Origin of the sequence: Belliella marina (assembly GCF_042682445.1) — a bacterium.
Lineage (GTDB): Bacteria > Bacteroidota > Bacteroidia > Cytophagales > Cyclobacteriaceae > Belliella > Belliella marina.
Genome location: NZ_JBHUHR010000043.1, coordinates 106,623 through 124,251, shown reverse-complemented (window position 1 = coordinate 124,251; position 17,629 = coordinate 106,623). Strand labels below are relative to the sequence as shown.

At 41.8% G+C, this 17,629-nt stretch carries 15 protein-coding genes; 5 read left to right on the top strand and 10 right to left on the bottom strand.

What is annotated here, in order from left to right; all coding sequences use genetic code 11:
- Positions 1-161: 161 nt before the first annotated feature.
- From ACFSKL_RS16905 to tpiA, 3 genes are all read right to left on the bottom strand, one after another.
- Positions 162-347, bottom strand: a complete 186-nt coding sequence (locus ACFSKL_RS16905; protein WP_376887538.1) for a hypothetical protein — start codon at positions 345-347, stop codon at positions 162-164.
- The gene (gene prmA, locus ACFSKL_RS16900) at positions 344-1,174 is read right to left on the bottom strand and encodes a 50S ribosomal protein L11 methyltransferase (RefSeq protein ID WP_376887537.1); all 831 of its coding nucleotides are present in this window, start codon (positions 1,172-1,174) and stop codon (positions 344-346) included. Before prmA ends, ACFSKL_RS16905 begins: the two co-directional genes overlap by 4 nt.
- A gap of 162 nt (positions 1,175-1,336) precedes the next feature.
- Positions 1,337-2,098: a triose-phosphate isomerase gene (tpiA, locus tag ACFSKL_RS16895; protein WP_376887535.1), complete on the bottom strand. Its 762-nt coding sequence runs from the start codon at positions 2,096-2,098 to the stop codon at positions 1,337-1,339.
- Positions 2,099-2,170: 72 nt separating this feature from the next.
- Here tpiA and ACFSKL_RS16890 point away from each other — a divergent pair, with 72 nt between their 5' ends.
- From ACFSKL_RS16890 to ACFSKL_RS16870, 5 genes are all read left to right on the top strand, one after another.
- Positions 2,171-2,677, top strand: coding sequence for a regulatory protein RecX (locus tag ACFSKL_RS16890; RefSeq protein ID WP_376887534.1), 507 nt, complete (start codon positions 2,171-2,173; stop codon positions 2,675-2,677).
- A 179-nt stretch (positions 2,678-2,856) separates the two neighbouring features.
- Positions 2,857-3,285 carry a hypothetical protein gene (locus ACFSKL_RS16885; RefSeq protein WP_376887533.1) on the top strand — a complete coding sequence of 143 codons (429 nt, stop codon included), beginning with the start codon at positions 2,857-2,859 and terminating at the stop codon, positions 3,283-3,285.
- 37 nt (positions 3,286-3,322) lie between these two features.
- Positions 3,323-3,757, top strand: coding sequence for a hypothetical protein (locus ACFSKL_RS16880; RefSeq protein WP_376887532.1), 435 nt, complete (start codon positions 3,323-3,325; stop codon positions 3,755-3,757).
- A 231-nt stretch (positions 3,758-3,988) separates the two neighbouring features.
- Positions 3,989-4,318 carry an Rdx family protein gene (locus ACFSKL_RS16875; RefSeq protein ID WP_376887531.1) on the top strand — a complete coding sequence of 110 codons (330 nt, stop codon included), beginning with the start codon at positions 3,989-3,991 and terminating at the stop codon, positions 4,316-4,318.
- 115 nt (positions 4,319-4,433) lie between these two features.
- Positions 4,434-4,775: an avidin-fold protein gene (locus ACFSKL_RS16870; protein ID WP_376887530.1), complete on the top strand. Its 342-nt coding sequence runs from the start codon at positions 4,434-4,436 to the stop codon at positions 4,773-4,775.
- A gap of 105 nt (positions 4,776-4,880) precedes the next feature.
- Here ACFSKL_RS16870 and blaOXA read toward each other — a convergent pair whose 3' ends face one another.
- The 7 genes from blaOXA to ACFSKL_RS16835 form a co-directional block, all read right to left on the bottom strand.
- The gene (blaOXA, locus tag ACFSKL_RS16865; protein WP_376887528.1) at positions 4,881-5,711 is read right to left on the bottom strand and encodes a class D beta-lactamase; all 831 of its coding nucleotides are present in this window, start codon (positions 5,709-5,711) and stop codon (positions 4,881-4,883) included.
- A 353-nt stretch (positions 5,712-6,064) separates the two neighbouring features.
- Positions 6,065-8,779, bottom strand: coding sequence for an exo-rhamnogalacturonan lyase family protein (locus ACFSKL_RS16860; protein ID WP_376887527.1), 2,715 nt, complete (start codon positions 8,777-8,779; stop codon positions 6,065-6,067).
- Between the two features lie 230 nt (positions 8,780-9,009).
- Entirely contained in the window at positions 9,010-9,735 is a 726-nt protein-coding gene (locus ACFSKL_RS16855; protein WP_376887526.1) for a DUF6250 domain-containing protein, read from the bottom strand.
- Positions 9,736-10,215: 480 nt separating this feature from the next.
- Positions 10,216-12,027 (bottom strand): rhamnogalacturonan lyase, encoded by a 1,812-nt coding sequence (locus ACFSKL_RS16850; RefSeq protein WP_376887524.1) that lies wholly within the window; start codon positions 12,025-12,027, stop codon positions 10,216-10,218.
- Positions 12,028-13,158: 1,131 nt separating this feature from the next.
- Positions 13,159-14,451, bottom strand: a complete 1,293-nt coding sequence (locus ACFSKL_RS16845) for a right-handed parallel beta-helix repeat-containing protein (RefSeq protein ID WP_376887523.1) — start codon at positions 14,449-14,451, stop codon at positions 13,159-13,161.
- 514 nt (positions 14,452-14,965) lie between these two features.
- Positions 14,966-16,849, bottom strand: a complete 1,884-nt coding sequence (locus ACFSKL_RS16840) for a rhamnogalacturonan lyase (protein WP_376887522.1) — start codon at positions 16,847-16,849, stop codon at positions 14,966-14,968.
- Between the two features lie 295 nt (positions 16,850-17,144).
- Positions 17,145-17,570: a hypothetical protein gene (locus tag ACFSKL_RS16835; RefSeq protein WP_376887520.1), complete on the bottom strand. Its 426-nt coding sequence runs from the start codon at positions 17,568-17,570 to the stop codon at positions 17,145-17,147.
- Positions 17,571-17,629: the final 59 nt, after the last annotated feature.

Genomic DNA, 17,629 nt, shown 5'->3' with positions numbered 1-17,629 from the left:
ATTAGGGGCGTATCCCTGTAAACTGAATTTTGTGAGTTTGTGAAATTTAAATCTCAGAGCTAAAGCACATTGAGCGAATACTTGTTAAAAGTTAAACTTTAGAAAACCAGAACACTAACTGATACAGGGCAATTCAAATGGAGTTTGGGAAAACTCTATACCTATCTCCTCTCTTTAAATTTCCCCCAGTAATAAATAGGAAAGATCAACGCCTTGAGTTTCCAGTCGTTCTTTTCTTTGATGGATAAAGTCGTGTCTTCGTGGACTGTTCTGTACATTTTTCCAGCCATCAAGGCATGTGCGATCAACAGTAAAAATATTATTGCATAAATGATTAATTCTGTCATAATTTCTCAAAAATCAATGCTGCCCAATTATCCTTGTCTTTTTGGCTCAAAAATTTAAAGCCTACGGAATCTGCCTTTTCCTGAATATCAACAATGTCATGGGTATAAAAACCACTCAACAACAAGTTCCCTCCGCTTTTTACCAAACTTGCATAAATCTCCAATTCATCGAGCAGCACATTTTTATTGATATTTGCCAAGACGATATCGAAAGTTCCCTGTGGTGCAACTTCACGGACAGTCCCCAAACCCATCCTGACATTCTGCATGCCATTGAGATCGAAGTTTTCGTTGCCATTGTCCACACACCAATCATCGATATCAAAAGCCTCTACTTCTCCTGCACCCAGCTTGTGTGCCATGATGGCTAAGATTCCAGTTCCTGCCCCGATGTCAATCACTCTTTTGCCTTGATGGTCGACCGTCAGCTGATGGGATAGCATCAGGAAAGTCGTCGCATGGTGACCTGTCCCAAAAGACATCTTTGGGTTGATCAGAATCTCGTGTTTGATTTCTGGTTTGGGAGCGTGAAATGAAGCCCTTACATAAACCTCATCACCAACTGCTATCGGATCATAGTGCTTTTCCCACTCCTCATTCCAATTGACCTTCTCCATCACACCCTCTTCCACTACGATGGATGCTGCTTCTTGATATTGATCAATGACATCTTGATATAGATCCCTGCTGAACAAGCCCTCTTCAATATAGGCATCAATCCCATGATCCGTTTCCAAAAAGGAATCGAAACCCACTTCCGACAGCTCGGCAATGAGAATTTCACGAAAATCTTCTTTGCAATTAATCTTAAACTCTAAATACTGCATAAATTGAGAGGAAAATATATAAAAAGACCTGCCAGGTTTGATCTTGGCAAACAGCTATTCTATATAGATTACTAGGTAAATTAATATAGAATGAAAACCTAGCAGGTCTAGTTTATTAAATAGTCAACGGTTGACTGTTAACCGTTGACAGTTGACTATTTTTTAAAATGACTTGATAATATCCATAAAGTCACGAGACTTCAAAGAAGCTCCACCGATCAATCCCCCATCCACATCTGCTTTGGAGAAAATATCTTTGGCGTTGCCTGGATTACAGCTACCTCCGTAAAGGATCGATGTATTGTCAGCAGCTTCTTGGCCATATTTGCCAGCCAAATGGTCTCGGAGAGCCTTGTGCATTTCCTGAGCTTGGTCTGAAGAAGCGGTTTTTCCTGTACCGATGGCCCAAATTGGTTCATAGGCAATCACGATTTTTGCAAAATCCTCAGCACTCAAGCCAAAAAGGCTTTCTGTCAATTGGTTTTTCACATAATCCTCGTGCGTACCAGCTTCCCTGATTTCCAAAGGTTCACCACAGCAGAATATAGGTGTCAAACCATTTTCCAATGCTTGTTTTACTTTAGCAGTAAGCAGTTCATTGCTTTCTTTGAAATACTCCCTTCTTTCGCTGTGGCCAATGATCACGTATTCTGCTCCAAAAGATTTCAACATAGTAGCAGAAGTCTCGCCTGTGAAGGCACCAGAAGCTTTGTCAGAGCAATTTTGTCCACCTAAAAATAGGTTAGGAGTATTTCCTACTAATTTTTTGACAGGAAAAAGGTGTACAAAAGGAGGGTTCAACACGACGGTTACATCCTTGATATTTTCATCCTTGTACATATTGACAATCTCGGTAGTCAGTTTTTGACCTTCGTCAAAATTGAGATTCATTTTCCAGTTTCCTGCTACAATTTTCTTACGCATGGTATTAATGGTTTGGTTAATAGATTTGAAAAAAATAACATAAGCCGTTACTTTGTCACAAAATTACACAAAATGTCCTACCCACGAAACGAATATGGAAATGAACAGCCCAAAAAGTACTGGAGCCTTCAGGAGGCCAAGGTGAAAATCGCTGCTTATTGTGCCTATCAGGATCGCTGCCAAAAGGAGGTCAGGACCAAGCTCCACGAAAAAGGAATCTATGGAGAGCAGGCGGAGGAGTTGATTTCAGAGATGATCAGTGAGAATTTTTTGAACGAAGAGCGCTTTGCACAGTCCTTTACCAGGGGGAGGTTTCGCTTGAAAAAGTGGGGGAGAAATAAAATTTTGCAGGAGTTGAAATTCAAGGGAATCAGCCCGAATTGCATCAAATCAGGAATGAAAGAGATCGATCCCGAGGAATATTTCAATACACTCAGCCATATCGCCGAAAAAAAATGGGCATTGACCAAAGAAACAGACCCATTCAAAAAGAAATACAAAGTCCAGCAGTATTTGATGTCAAGGGGATTTGAAATGGATCTGATATTGGAGGTAATGGAGGGGGGTGATTTTCTGTAAAATGCCTACCATAGTGAAAGCCCTTGTGTACTTTGTGCAACCTTAGTGCTCATTGTGGTTAAAAGTGTTCTAGAGGTTAACTACAGAAAACGAGAGGCTAAGAAGTTCGAGATTTGGATAATTGTATTTATTTTTTTAGTTTCAAACTGTTTATGATTTGTTTCATCTAAGCTACAACTATGAAACTGTTTTATATTTTTATCATTCTTCAATTTTATTCCATAAATGATGACCTATTATATGGCAAATGGAAGATGTATCGTAATGAGACTATGGAAAGTATTCTTACTTCCAAAAGATTTCAGTTAGAAGATGAGCAGACACAACAAGCTTTAGCAGAAACATTTTCAAAGGTATTAAACGGATCTTTTTATCACTTTAAGAAAGATTCTGTAGTATTCACTGATTTCAAAAACGATGAAATAATTGAATTAAAAGGAATGTGGTGGACTGAAGGGGATACATTAATTATTGGTCAATTGGAAAAAGTAAGTGTACAGAAATACTTAATAACAAGACTCGATGAATCAGAACTTCATTTTAAATTAATTAATCCAAGAGACGGCATCCCTTTTAGAAGAGCTAAAATGTTCAAGAAAGAAGATTAATTTATATGGTCTTAGTTACAAACAAAACCTGATTTATATGAAAATTTCAACCATCTTTCTTTTTTTGCTTTTATCATTAGGCATCAACAAGAATCAAGAAGAAAAACTGCAAGGTAAATGGAAACTGGAATCCTATGATGTGTTTTCAAAGGTACTAACATCAGAACCTTTTATGATGGGTACAGAAGAACAAAAATCAGCATTATTGAAAGAGATTAATTTTGCTTTGGAAAATACTTACTTTGAATTTAGGGGAGATACAATCATAATGGATGACGCTGTAAATAAACAGATTGATAGAAAAAAGGCAATTTATTTTCTGGAGGGGGATAGGCTTGTCATAAACAGAGTTGATAAAATCCACAGCAAAGATTATCGATTAGTTGAAGTCGCCGATTCAACGTTAGTACTGGAACTTGTTTATGTTGAAAACAGCAAAAAAAATTATGCTGTCTTTAAGAAGGTGAATTAATTTATCTATAAACGCTGACATAGGTGAACTAAAATTAGGCTTACCAGGATCCTAGAAACCTTAAAAACAAATCTTATGAAGCTACTTCTCTTATTCAGTATTCTTCAGGTTTTTCCCATGCAAGAGGAGATTTAATTCGATAAATGAAAGAGATCGACCCCAAAGAATCTTTCCAAATTCTATATCGTACCAATACTTAAAAAAACACTTATTATCCTTTATACAAAATCCATGCAATCCGAACAACCTACCCAGTCAAATGAAAAATTTCCCGAATTGGATAACAACAACCAAGTCGAAATCCATTATTGCACGCAATGCCGATGGATGCTTCGGGCTACATGGATGGCGCAGGAGCTACTGACCACATTCGATGGGGAAATCACCACGCTCAGCCTCCGGCCTGGCACAGGTGGCATATTTGAGGTCAAAGTGAATGATCAAAAAATATGGTCCAGAAAAGAAAAAGGGCGTTTCCCAGAGATCACCGAGCTGAAGCAACTCGTCCGTGACGAGATCGCTCCAGAAAAAGACCTTGGACATTCCGATAGGAAAGGGTAAATCTGTCGACAGACTACAGTCAGCCGCTTGTCCGCCTGTGGGGTAGAAGGCAATGGTGCTAAATAAACTTCTTTTACTTATTTGTCTGGCAATTAGCAAAACACAGCTCATTAATATGATCAATTACCATAACAAGAAATTCAGGGCAATCAGTAACAGTGCCAATGGGGAAGTTTCATCGCAGATGATATTCCATTATCAACAGCATGGCAATGTCCTTACCTGTGCATATTCCGGTGGCGAAATCATCAAAGGCCACTTGATCGGCTTGGTGGATGACAAGGGAAATATTGACATGAGGTATCATCAGATCAATGCGAAAGGAAATTTGATGACGGGAACCTGTCAATCCACACCCGAAACCTTCGAAAATGGCAAAATACGCCTTCATGAAAAATGGGCTTGGACTTGTGGAGATTTTTCCAAGGGAGAATCGGTGCTGGAAGAAGTTGGATAATATTATGCAAATTGATTAGGGTTCACATCAATGTAGCACTTGGCAGCGAGAAAAAGAAACTAGATAGACTGTTATTAAATCTGTGTTTTTCCATGATTAATGGGGTTAATTCAACATCCTCAATGCCTTGTAGGTCAAGTTTTTTCTTGCTGAAATAAACCCCTCAATATTGGATTGGTCTTTGGGTTCCAGATTGGTGGCGAAGAAGAAAACTTTCCCTTCCGATTCCATGTAACCGACAAACCAGCCGTTATTGTTTTCCTCCGAGAAGCTCCAGCCTGTTTTTCCGGAAATCCTGTAGTTCTCATTTTCCTCTATGACCATGATACTTTTCATCAAAGTATCCGTCCTTTCAGAAATTGGCAGCTCGGAATGGTAAAACCTCCTTAAAAAATCAATCTGCTCAAATTGATTGATTCGGGACTCTCCTTGCACCCAGAAATTATCAATGGTCAAGGAATCAAACTTTATTATTCCATAATCAAGCTTCTCCAAGTAAGCCTTCATCCTCTCCACACCGATATTTCTGGCGATTTCCTGAAAACAAGGCAAACAGGAAACCTGAAAAGCATCTCTAAAAATCAAATCCTGTTCCCACACCTTAAACGCCCTTTCTTCTCCATCCCACGCAAAAAGTACACTGTCATTTTCCACCACTCCCGTTTCCAAGGCAATAATGCCATTCGGGATTTTGAAAGTCGAAGCAGGAAGCTGCCCCCTTTCGCTCCATGCAAAATCGTTGGAATAATAGCTCTTACTCTCACTATCAAAAATCAAAATCGCCCCATCCAAATTCGCAGAATCCAACAATGCCTGAAATTCGGGTTTCAATACTCTATGGGTTTCTTCTTGGTTAGCCTGGGTCTGATTTTCTGCAGGTTTGGTGGTGCAGGAAAGGAGGAGAAGGAGGAGGGAGAGTAGGGTAGTTGGTTTCATTTATTTGAAATACATTTTAGGGAATCAAATTGGGGAATATTTTCAGAAATATCAATTGAAAAGTATGGTAATTGTTTGATACAGACTAAAGATTGAGCACATGTGCATATGCAACGCTATATTGGCAGCTTCGTCTAAAAGCAAGCATAAGCAACTTTTCATACCCTGTCACGCCCTGAAAATGGTTGACACTTTTTTTGATTTTTCTTTATTCTCTTCAGTGATTCAATTGCCCTGTCAGGGCAAAAGTGACTCAAATATTTACCATTGCATTGGGTTGAAACCCAATGTTAGTATCAGTTGCCCCTTCAGGGCATATTCTCGTTTCTTTGTCAAGGCTCATATCTCACCCCTCACTTTTCCCCCAAAATCGCCAAGCAATGCATCGCTGCCAAGCCCCACTGAGCCGTTGCATTGGTGGAGACACCGCGTGCTTCGGTGCGGGGTGTGAGGACTTCTGGGCCGGAGATTTCTTTGGCTTCGCCGTGTCTGCGGATGCCGCCACTTCCTTCGTAGAATTCCTCCCATGCACGTTTTGCCAAGCGGGGATCTGATTTTTCTCTGGCAGCAAAGGCGGTCAGACGGGCATGCCCTTGGGCGAGATTGAGTTTCCCAAGGCTGTTTCCAAGGATTTTTTCTTGTTCTTCGGGACTGGCATTGTACATTTCGCAGTATTGAAGCCAAGCTTTGTTGAAGGACTTCATGTCCACGAGTTCATAGAGCTCGATGGCGATCTCGGTCAGCCCAAACACCGCTGAAAGGTGGGAAGCGGAAGCTCTATTGGTTTTGACTTTCTCAAATTCCCCTGTTTGAAGGTTCATGCGGCTTCCCATGGAGTAGAAACCTTTGGGTTGGTTGCCGATGGAGCGCATGCTGTTGAGGAGTTTTTCGCGGATTTCTTTGTCCTCGGTTCTTTCCCATTCGGTAAGCCAAGCGGCAGCTACAGAACCCCAGTCTGTACCGAAACCCAGATAAACCCTGTTTGGATCGTCTGTTCCCCAAGTTTCCTTGGGTGCTACTTTTCGGATCGGTACAACCTTGAGAAGTGCTTCTGCGGCATTGACTTGCTCTCGCATCAAGTCGCCTGTGCGCTCATCTGCGGTGAGGTAATAGAAAAATCTCCTGTTGGCAGCGGTGCTGATTCGAAGCTGCTTGGCACTGCATCCCCAATGCATCACATTGTGCCTACTTCCGAGCGGAGCAAAAGGTCCAGAGTGGTGCACATCCACTTCACCAGTGTGGCGGGTCATGGCTTCTGCTACACGGAAGGCTTCTTTCTTGCCTGTTTTCAGGTAATAATACCAAAGCCAAAGGTCCGTGGACAGTTCTGAATTGTCCCATGCAAAGCCACCTACATCATACCTCCACATATGTCTATCGGTATCATAAGTATGCATAAAATCCCCAAAATCCCAGAATCCGTACCATTTGTGTTCCTCGACTTGCTTTTGGTAAAAGTCAAAATACCAGTCAAGTTGCTTGTTGAATTCCTTGGTGCGATCACTTTGGAGCTTGTCTGTGTACCACAATCCACCAAAAACACCAACCTGAAGCATGTATTCGGAGTCTGCTGTCAGCAATGGCGGATCTTCGAGATAAGTACACATGTCGTTGAACAGGCTGTGGCTTGGTGTAGCATCCAGTGCCCAGAAATTCAACTCTGAGGTTCTTGCCACGCCTTTGGCTGTACCAAATCCTGGTTCGTAATCTTCATAAGTGATATCCAGAGCATCCAACTGCTTGGGATAGGTGTCCTGTCCCATACCGTCATGGTAGAAACGCAAATCCATGGCAGGGGAGTTTGGTGCCCAAAGCCACGCTGTCACTTCTGCGGTATCGGTATGGGCATTTTTGATGTCTAACTGTCCGGGGAAACTTTCCCAGAAATTCCTGACCCCGAAAGCAAAACTCCCGCTTGGCCCACCTACTGCCGCCAACCCTCTGGCACGCTGACCATGGGCGGAATTCAACCAAGAATGTCCTTCGGCGGTTCTTTTTCTGATGGAAAATGAATCTGCATCCCCTTGGAAAAGCGTATAATCCCCAAATGCCGGAATATAGTTGATGTTTTTGGAAACATTTGCTGGAAACTCGCTGATTGGTGGTGTCTTTTCTCCTGCAAGCTGCGCCCCGATGATGACTTTTCCTGGATCTCTCCTCAGACCTGTAAGTCCTCTTACCGCTTCGCTGAAAATTCCATCATCCTGCCCCGCAAACCTGATATGCCTGTCATGCAATTCGTCCTGCATCGGCACGTCGAATTTCACTCCAATGCCTTTGATAAAATCGGTCTCTTCCTCTCCGTCAAAAATAATGGTATGCACCATTTTGAAGGAAGCGGCTTGATGGTAAAAGTACAATCTAACCACGTAGCTGATAAAATCCTTTCCAGAATCAGAACGGTGTGAACCTTCTATCTTGACCACGCTTCTAAGTGCGCCTTTTTGCTCAAGGGAAATCTTGGAGATATTTCCCTGAAAATTAGTTTTCTTGATCTGATCGGCAGCATCTTCGTCAGAGACATTTTGATGCAAAACCACCAACCTCCCGTTTTTGGCTAAGGTTTTTGCGCCCTTTTGGATGCTGCTGATGATTTGGTTGCCGGATTTTGGAATGGTGTACAGCAAGTCGCCTGTATCGATCTTGATTGCCTTATCTGATTCTTCGACTTTCATCCCTTGCAGCGATTTTGTTTTGCTGGTAGGTGAAAGCTGGAAGGCTGTGTGAGTGAGTGCTGTCGCAGGTACTGCATGCCCTGTCCACTTCAGCGAACCATCCGGCCAATATGCCAATGGCCAGCTTTGAACAGGAATGTCTTCCCTATCAGAAGAAACCAAGTCAAAACCTAATTCTCGCTTGACTTTTCCTTTTGGCCAACAAGTACCCCAAGTGAATCCCTGGTTGTGCTTGGGAGCTTCCTTGCCCAACCATCCTAGTTGTATGCTGTCATCATTCCTTTGGAAAAAATGGGCATTTGCCATCATAGGGGATAGCAAATATGCACCACCAGTAAGGGCGGAAGATGCTTTGACAAAGGAACGTCTGGATATTTTTGGTTTATTTTTCATAGTGTCTAAGGTTATTTTTAGGGTGGTAGAAATCTGACAGGTTTATTGAACAGAATATGAATAAAAGCACACTCTGATCTCTAAAAACCTGTCAGGTTTTATATGTTTATAAAGATGACAATTAGGATCAAAGGATATTTTTTAATGATTGGGATATTTTAAATATATCGCTGAAAGCGTGTTTCAATTATATTTCTACAATATTTCAATCTCTAAAATATAGTCAAATTTTAAGCATTAGGTAACAATTTCCGTACAACCAAATCCCCTATTTCATGTCTTGACCATGTAGATCGGAATCCAAAGTATCCCTTTTCTAATGGGTCTGGGTCTTCGTATTCGAAGAACAAAACATCATCAACCCAAAAACTAACCTTTCCATTCTTGCAGATGGTTTTGATTTCGTAATCATGGTTGGCTTCGAGTAGGTAAGGTGCTTCCAGAAATTCCCCGAGAACAGGTTTTTCTCCTTGATAGTATTTTCTGAATCGGGTGGTGGAATTGTAATTTCCCCCAAAACCCACATAATACAAATGCATATCATCGTAGGATTCGAATTTTCCCGATCGCATAAACATGCCAATTTCCGTAGGATCACTTGCAGCCCAAAACTGGTTTAGGTCGGAGAGTCGATCATTTTTCCCGGAATCAAGCACAACTTTTCTGGTATAGGTAATTTCATAATCCCCTTCCAATTCCATGTCAAGCCACACCGTCACACCTCCTTCAGTATCAAGGATGAGTTTTTCATTATCTGTATAAACAGCCGATTTGGAAGTAGAATCCATCTCCACTTTCCAAGTATTAAGATCCAAGGTTTTGGTAAAATCACTTTTGAAAAGGATGTTTTCTTCCTGATTTGAACTTACTTCTTGCTCCCTGTTATTTTCCTTGGATTTTTCGCAGGAAAATAAAAGGAGAAGGATTATGAAAAGAGTAAGTTTTGATTCTTTCATTTTTAGTTTGCTTAGATAATTTTAAAGAAAATCGTGAATATTCAACCAATTCGAGGCTTTTGTACTTCAGTTTTAATACTTGCCTCTTGTTTCTAGTCTTTCACATCTCGAATCTCGGTCATTTCCTTATTTTAATAGGAACTTTGTTTACACTTATCACTTAAATTTAAAGTACTAGTCATATCGAACAAAGTGAGATATCTCCCATATAGTCAATATGACTCGCTATTTTTTCTTGGTTCTGTCAAGTCCTAATTTTACATTGACACTTTTTTCTATTGATTTTATCTTTTTATACTAAGCTATTCAATTGCCCCGTCAGGGCAAAAGTTCTCAGATATTTACTTTGGCATTGGGTTGAAACCCAATGTTAGTTTCAATTGCCCTTTCAGGGCATGTCAAAGGCACCTTAACTCTTGTATTTTGCACCTTAAATCTTTGCTTCTTGATTCTCGTTTCTTGACGCTTATTTCTAATCTCTCACCTCTCCATTCCCTCTCCGATGAAAAAGCTCGGATGTGGGGGTTGGTTATAGGCTACATTTTGCCAAGCGACTGCCAAGCGGTACATGGGATCATGCATCAAGGTAATGATCCTATATTGGGCAGGAATGATTGTGGTATAAATCCTAAGTTCTGTATTGTCTTCTGTCCGCCATATCACTTCCTCGCGCCAATCTCCCAATAAATCAGCAGTCAAGCAGGGCGTTGATTTTGTTCCATTGTTGGAGACGACACCTTCGGGTGAAAAGATTGGAACAGTCTTTTTTTCCTCCCAATTCCATTTGGAAATGGTCGTCTTATCCAAAAGCTCTCGCAGCAAATCCCCGTCCCACCATATTCCGAAATTGGTGGAATTGGGCGTTTCTGGATAAATGACTTCCCCAGTATCTACCCTTCTAGTTCCTCCCGGCGCACCCCAAAGTTCCACTCCTGGATAGCGTGGATCTATATCTGCTGCCATTCCTCTTCCTGCATCAGACCCAGGATTGTTTGACCAGATGATTTCGCCTGTCTTGGCATCAAACAATGCAGAAGCAGGAGTTCCCAAAGGAATGGTTCTGCCTTCGTTTTCATGGATACCAAAAACTTCCATTCCAGGTCTATTTGGATCCAAATTTCCAGCGTGCAGCGCATCACCATGTCTCAGACCGGTGGTGAAGAGCCCTTTTCCATCGTGGTTGATCGTCATTGCTCCCACACAAATTTCATCATTGCCATCCCCATCAAAATCGCCGACAGTTACGGAGTGATTTGCCATACCAGAGTAGCCTTCCCATTCGGGCAAAGCTGAATCAAAAACCCATCTTTGGGTCAATTTCCCGTCTCTGTAATCCCAAGCTGCGGCAACAGTCCTTCCATACCAACCCCGAATCATCACCGCACTGGGAAGCGCTCCATCCAGATACGCAACACAGGCACTGAATCTGTCAGAGCGGCTTGCGCTGTCATCGTTTCCACCATTGCCACCTATTCCTCCCCAGCCATCAATTGGATACCTATCGGGAACATAGATTTCTGATTGCAAAGCCTTGCCAGTTGCCCCCTCGAATACTGTGAGATATTCTGGACCTTCGACAATCTTTCCATAAAACTTTCTGTCTTCAGGATCATGGTTTCGCCAATCTTTGTTGGCTTCTCCTATGATATTCCCCTGCCCATCAATGCTTCCATCGGCGGTTTTGCAGATCATTTCTGCCTTTCCATCGCCATCGAAATCATACACTAAAAATTGCGTGTAAGCAGCTCCTGATCGGATATTGATCCCCAAGTCAATTCTCCACAGTAGCGTCCCATCCATCTTGTAGGCGTCTAAAATCTGATTTCCAGTGAGCCCGAGTTGGGGTGGGTTTTTGGCATTTGAGGGCTGCCATTTGAGGATAATTTCATATTCACCATCTCCGTCCAAGTCTCCTACACTGACATCATTGGCTGAATAGTCATACCTGCTCCCACCTACCTCTCCACCGCTGGGAATTTGAAGTGGAATGGAAAGGTATTGCTTTTGGGGTGAGTTTGGTTCTAATTCCACAAATTCAGACACAGCCACTTGATTTCCTTTGACCACGGGGGTCAATTCATAAATAGCCCCTTTGGAAACATCAAAAGTATTATCCACAAAATCCGTGGTTTCCAGGATAGGTTCTTTGTTGAGTTTGTTTTTTTTGCCTCCTGAATTCAGGTAGATGTCAAAAGTGATGTTTTCAGGATCATTTCCCAATAGCCTCCATCCAATATACACTTGACTATCATTAAGTGGAATGGCAACAAGACCTCGATTGATATTTTCCATCAGTCTTTGCCCAAAAATCGGACTGCATGTGATCAGTAAAAAACACGCTACACAAAGAATTGATGATTTTGATATATTCACAGGCTTGGGTTTCTATTTGTGGTTGGAAATTACATTTTCTTTTTCCAAAAAGTCTCCTGTAGTGTCATGTTGGGGATTGGAGGATTAGTTATAAGGTTGGGAAAGTTGGAAGGTTGTAAAGTTAAAAGAGCTTGGCCGTGGCGGATTTGGAAAATTATATGATTCCATATTTTGCCATTCAATTGCCTGTCCCGTACCGAAAGCTTTCGGTACGGGACAGGCAATTCAGGGCATATTCTCTGTTTCTTGTATCTATGTCACATCCTGATTTTACTTGACACTTTTTCATTGCTTTTTGAGACTTGCTTTTTCTTATGGGACTTCATAATTCGATATTTAAAATTCAATATTCGACATTTTTTAAATCATGAATTTTGAACTCCGAATAATGAATTAAGAATTCGCTAGATCCTTGATTGTAATCCCGCATCTACTATCCCCAGCGTATCTCAGCAGCTTTGCACTCTGCGAGATGTTAATTTTGTCTTTTTACTTAATTTAACTTCACATTTTTAGGGTGCTTTTTGTGTAATTCCCTAAATCGTTCGTGCCTACGGCACTTGATAAACCGTCACGAATCTTTAATCTCGGTAATAAATTACCGATCTAATATTTCGTTCGTGCCTACGGCATTTTTTCTCAAGTACATGTCTCTAAAATCCCACACGCCCTCTCTCATCTTGTCACGTCCTGAAAATAGTTGACACTTTTTTTATACTTACGTCCTCGTTTTAGAGGCAAGTCATTTCGACTAGAGGAACCTGTCCCGCAGGATTGCGGGAAGAAATCTCGTACTGAATTTCACACTCCAACTTTATTTTCATTTGCCTGCTTCAAAGATGGGACGAGACCTCTCCTGCCGTCGAGGTGACTTGGTGGTCATTTCGAATTTACCTCCCGTAAGGGAGGCGTGGAGCCTGTCCCGCAGAATTGCGGGGAGAAATCTCGAACTGAAATTTATAGACACTGTTCATTTTCCAACTTCTTTGTCTTGCTTCTCGCCCCTTTGCTTCTTCTTGTCTCTCGCTTCTCGCTTCTAATATCTCACAATCAATCTTCCACTATATTTCCCTCTACCACGGTACCGCTTCCTGCGGAAAGCAGGTTGGCTGTGTGGCCGCCATTGCGAACGTCATTGTTGAGGATAAAATTGTTGTTTGTTCTAGGCAAGGTTTCCCAGATTCCGTGACTTTGGACTTTTGGAGTTCTGTCATCGTAAACCCTCAGATTTTTGACGGTAACATTAGAAGAAGCATGGTGCTCTTCAGAAGCTCTAGAGGTGATTCGCACGCCTTGCGCACCCGAATTGGCAACTGTCCCTCCTTCCACCATGAAGTCTTGCGTGTCTTCTATCAACATACCGTGACTGGTGCATCCGGAAATATCCACTTCTTTTATCGTGATTCCCCTACTTCCTGATACCGTAAATACACCTCTTCCGCATTCACGAGCGATTACTTTCTGGACTACGATGTTTGGACCACAGTTGTTGGCAGTTCGGAATCCTGCATATCCTCCACCATTATTGGCTCGGTATGCATCTACAAGCTCTACGGTTCCATCTTTGGTATCGTTCAATAAAAGTCCTGCACCTCCTGTATTCTTGGTAGTGATGGTCCCAATCGTAATGTTGTCAACTCCATAAGTTTCCACAGCATGGTGTTTGGTGTTTTCCACGTAGATACTATCCAAGTAAACATTTTGTGATCTGCTGCCACGGGCTTGATCAATTCTGATCCCCAGGCCGATACTTTGCGCTTCCGGAATATTGACATCAATATTAGTCAATCGGATATTTCTGCAACTTTGCAACCATATACCGTATCTTGGATTGCCTGTGATTTTTAGGTTTTTGACTTCAATATCGCGAGTGGAAAGTCCCCTGATCGGGACAATCAGGTCATCTCCAGTATCATTGACATGAATGGTATGCCCCTGAAAATCCAAAATTGTATAACTGGGAATATCTATAGCCTTCAGTCCACTTGTAGCTCCTGTTTCTCCAGAAGCATGGATATAAACAGTCTGCTTGAAGTCTCTCACTGCAAATAGACCTCCTGCCGCCTCCTGGATTGCCCGGATCATATCTGTTCCAGTGAAAACCGTATCTTCGTTGATCTTGACGATCCATTGGTTATCCTTTTTATAGACATTTCCCTCTCTTGCAAATGGATCCACTGGCGGTGGTGGGGGAGTTGTATCCTCAGGCTCTTCGGGAACGACCACTTCTTCTTCTATTTCCTCTTCTTCCACTACAGGTTCTTCTGGGCTAGAACATGCCCCAAGCAGTATGAATCCAAGCAAAAAAATGCTCAGGAAGTAATTTGTTATTAGTTTACTCATGATCTTTTAGTTAAAACAGTTGAAGGATTGATTTTAGGTTATTGTTTTTTTGACCTTCAATAGGCTGATGTTTTATTGAGGTTGCTATACCACTTAAGGAAATAGGCTCTGGTTTAAATATAGGTTGTTCTTTTTTGAGGTTAGATAACACCTTTTTCTTTCAATTTGAAGAGTTCAACCCGCTTCGGGGTTGTTGTCTTCTGGATCGTCATTAATCCCCGGGTTGCGACCCGGGGTTATTTAAAGTTTAACCCTGCCTGCAGCAGGCAGGCACTTCGTGGTTGTTGTCTTGAATCTTGCAGCTTACATCTGTCGTGTCCTGATTTTACTTGACACTTTTTTTATTGATTTTTCTTTATTTCCGACGACCATTCAATTGCCCCGTCAGGGCAGAAATGAACATGTCTTTTTATCCAAGCATAGGGTTACAACCCTATGCTAATGTCAAAAGTCCTTTCGGAGCAAGTCTTACTTCTCTACTTTTCGTCTACTGTCTCTTGTCTCACATCTAACCTCATTTCCCCTGATACTCGATGGTGCGAATAGCAGGCAATTTTGGCATTTCCATATCGTGGCCAAAATAATAGTCTGTGTGAGGGGGTTGGTTGTAGGCTACATTTTGCCATGCTACGCTTAGGCGGTAATGTGGGTTGTGCATCAGTGTGTAGATTCTGTATTCGGTAGGAATGGTCGTAGAGAATATCCTCAATTCCTTTCCATCCTCAGTTCTGGTAATCAATTCCTCTCTCCAATCTCCAAAGATGTCGGCAGATAGATTTGGATTGGATTTGGTGCCATTGTTTCGGGTCACTTGATAATCTGCCCCTGCTAGGATTCTGTTGGTTTTGCTGTTTTCCCAATCCCACTTGTCGATATTCACCCCATCAAGCAATTCACGCAGTAGGTCACCATCCCACCAGATTGCCATATTTGCAGTAGAAGGTCTTTTGTCTGAAATGACCTCACCTTTTACATTCCAAAGACCACTAAGCCCTTCACCGGAAGCCCAACTTTCAAATCCACGATGTCTTGGGTCTATGTCGATCGCTATTCCCCTTCCAACATCAGCTGATGGATAGGACCAAATCACCTCACCTGTCAATGCATCCCTGAGGTTTGCTGCATGTGGATGTCTGGCCCTTTCGTGGATACCAAATACTTCCATTCCCGGTCGGTCAGGGTCAATGTCTGACAAATGCATCGCATCGCCATGACCCAACCTAGTACTGTAAAGCCCTTTTCCGTCATTGTTTATGACCATAGAGCCAAATACGATTTCATCTTTTCCATCTCCGTCCACATCTCCAACAGACAAGCTGTGATATCCTTGACCCGCATACTTTCTGTTTTCTTCATTCCCATCATGGCTGTCAAATGTCCAAACTTCACTCAATTCCCCGTCTCTCCAATTCCAGGCAGAAATCACCGTTCGGGTATAATATCCCCTGCTGAGGATCAAACTTGGCTTTTCACCATCCAAATAGGCAATCCCTGCCAAAAATCTGTCAATTCTGTTTCCATAACCGTCTCCCCAAATTTCCTTCATTTCGTCTACACTAGGGTCTGTAATGCTTGGATGCCTGCTTGGAATGTAATCTGTAGTAGCCAAAGCAGCACCAGTCAACCCATCAAAAATGGTAAAGAATTCCGGGCCTTTGAGGATATAGCCATCGGCATTTCTATGGTCAGCCTCAGGATCACCAATGATTTTTCCCTGTCCATCTTTGGTTCCATCGGCGGTTTTGCAGGCGATCTCTGCACGGCCATCCCCGTCAAGGTCATAGACCATAAACTGTGTATAGTGTGCACCTTCCCTGATATTTTTTCCCAAGTTGATTTCCCAGAGAAACTTCCCCTCTAAGGTATAAGCTTGAAGAATGGGCTCTGTTGTGATTCCTTTTTGCGAATTGTCTTTGCCATTTCCGACCATATGAACCACGATCTCGTACTTGCCATCACCTGTCAAGTCCCCCACAGAAGCATCATTTGCATGGTAGCCATCCGGCGTTCTGAGTGGAATGGAAAGATAAGGTTTGTCCCAAGCACCGTAGGCTTCACCTTGTTTGGTTTCTTTGCCATCAATGATGGTCGTGACATAGTAGCTATTGTCCTGAATCGGATCAGCTGAGCTATCCAAGAAGTTGTTGCTCTCAGCAATTGGGCTGCTGTTGACTTTGATGGGATCACCATCATTTTCTATTCTATATAGATTGAAAGCGATGTCTTCCGCTTCAGTTCCCAGTTGTCTCCAACTTACAAAAATCCCCTCTTCGGATTGAATGGCCACCAAACCCCTGTCGAGGTGTTCCATTTGCCTTTGTTGGGCGATTGTAAATAATGGAATGGCTAGGAAAAGAAATAAGTTGGTAAAGAATTTTACTTTTTTAAATCGTATCATGTAATTTTTTTTTGACCTTCAAAGGCAGGGAAATCGCTTTTAAGAATTTTGGAACGAGGGCTTCCCATTTATAGGTTGTTCTCTTTTGGTCTGTGAGGACACAGACCAAGGCTACGGGAATAGTTTTTCAGATATAAATATAAGTAGAAGCATTGCCAGGTATGAATTCAAGGAAAAGGGATAGATCCGACACCTTTAAAAGCATATAAGTTTCCAAATAAAGAGGCTGCCTCAAACATTAATTATTGTTCAATTTCACATTTGAAGCAGCCTCTTTTCAATCTATATAAAATGTTTAAGGATAGATTTCTATACTAAGATGTAGCCTCCCTTCATCCCATGTACCATAAGGAGTTGGAATTGTAAAGTCCATTTGCAGCTCACAATCCCTAGTCTCAGTTCCAATATAAACCGAACCCTGCAATGTCATTGAATGAGAATAATAATGGTTATCTGGATAATTGAAATCCTCATTTGATAATTCCATATGAGCACCCCAATCATACAAAGTTACGCCTCCATCACCGAAAGCATTATGCACTCCTGGATAAGTTGGAAATGATAAAATATAATTGAAATAACCATTATTGGTAAATTCATAATTATAGGTTACATTACTTGGCATACTATGTGTATAAGTCTGTTTAACCACGTGATTATCCTGTGCTTTTGCAGCGGTAAAACATATTGATAATAGGAATAAAACAAAGTACTTTTTCATAGTTATTTTGGTTTACTATTGAGCCTACTCTATTAAGGGATTTTCAGCTTGCTCCTTTA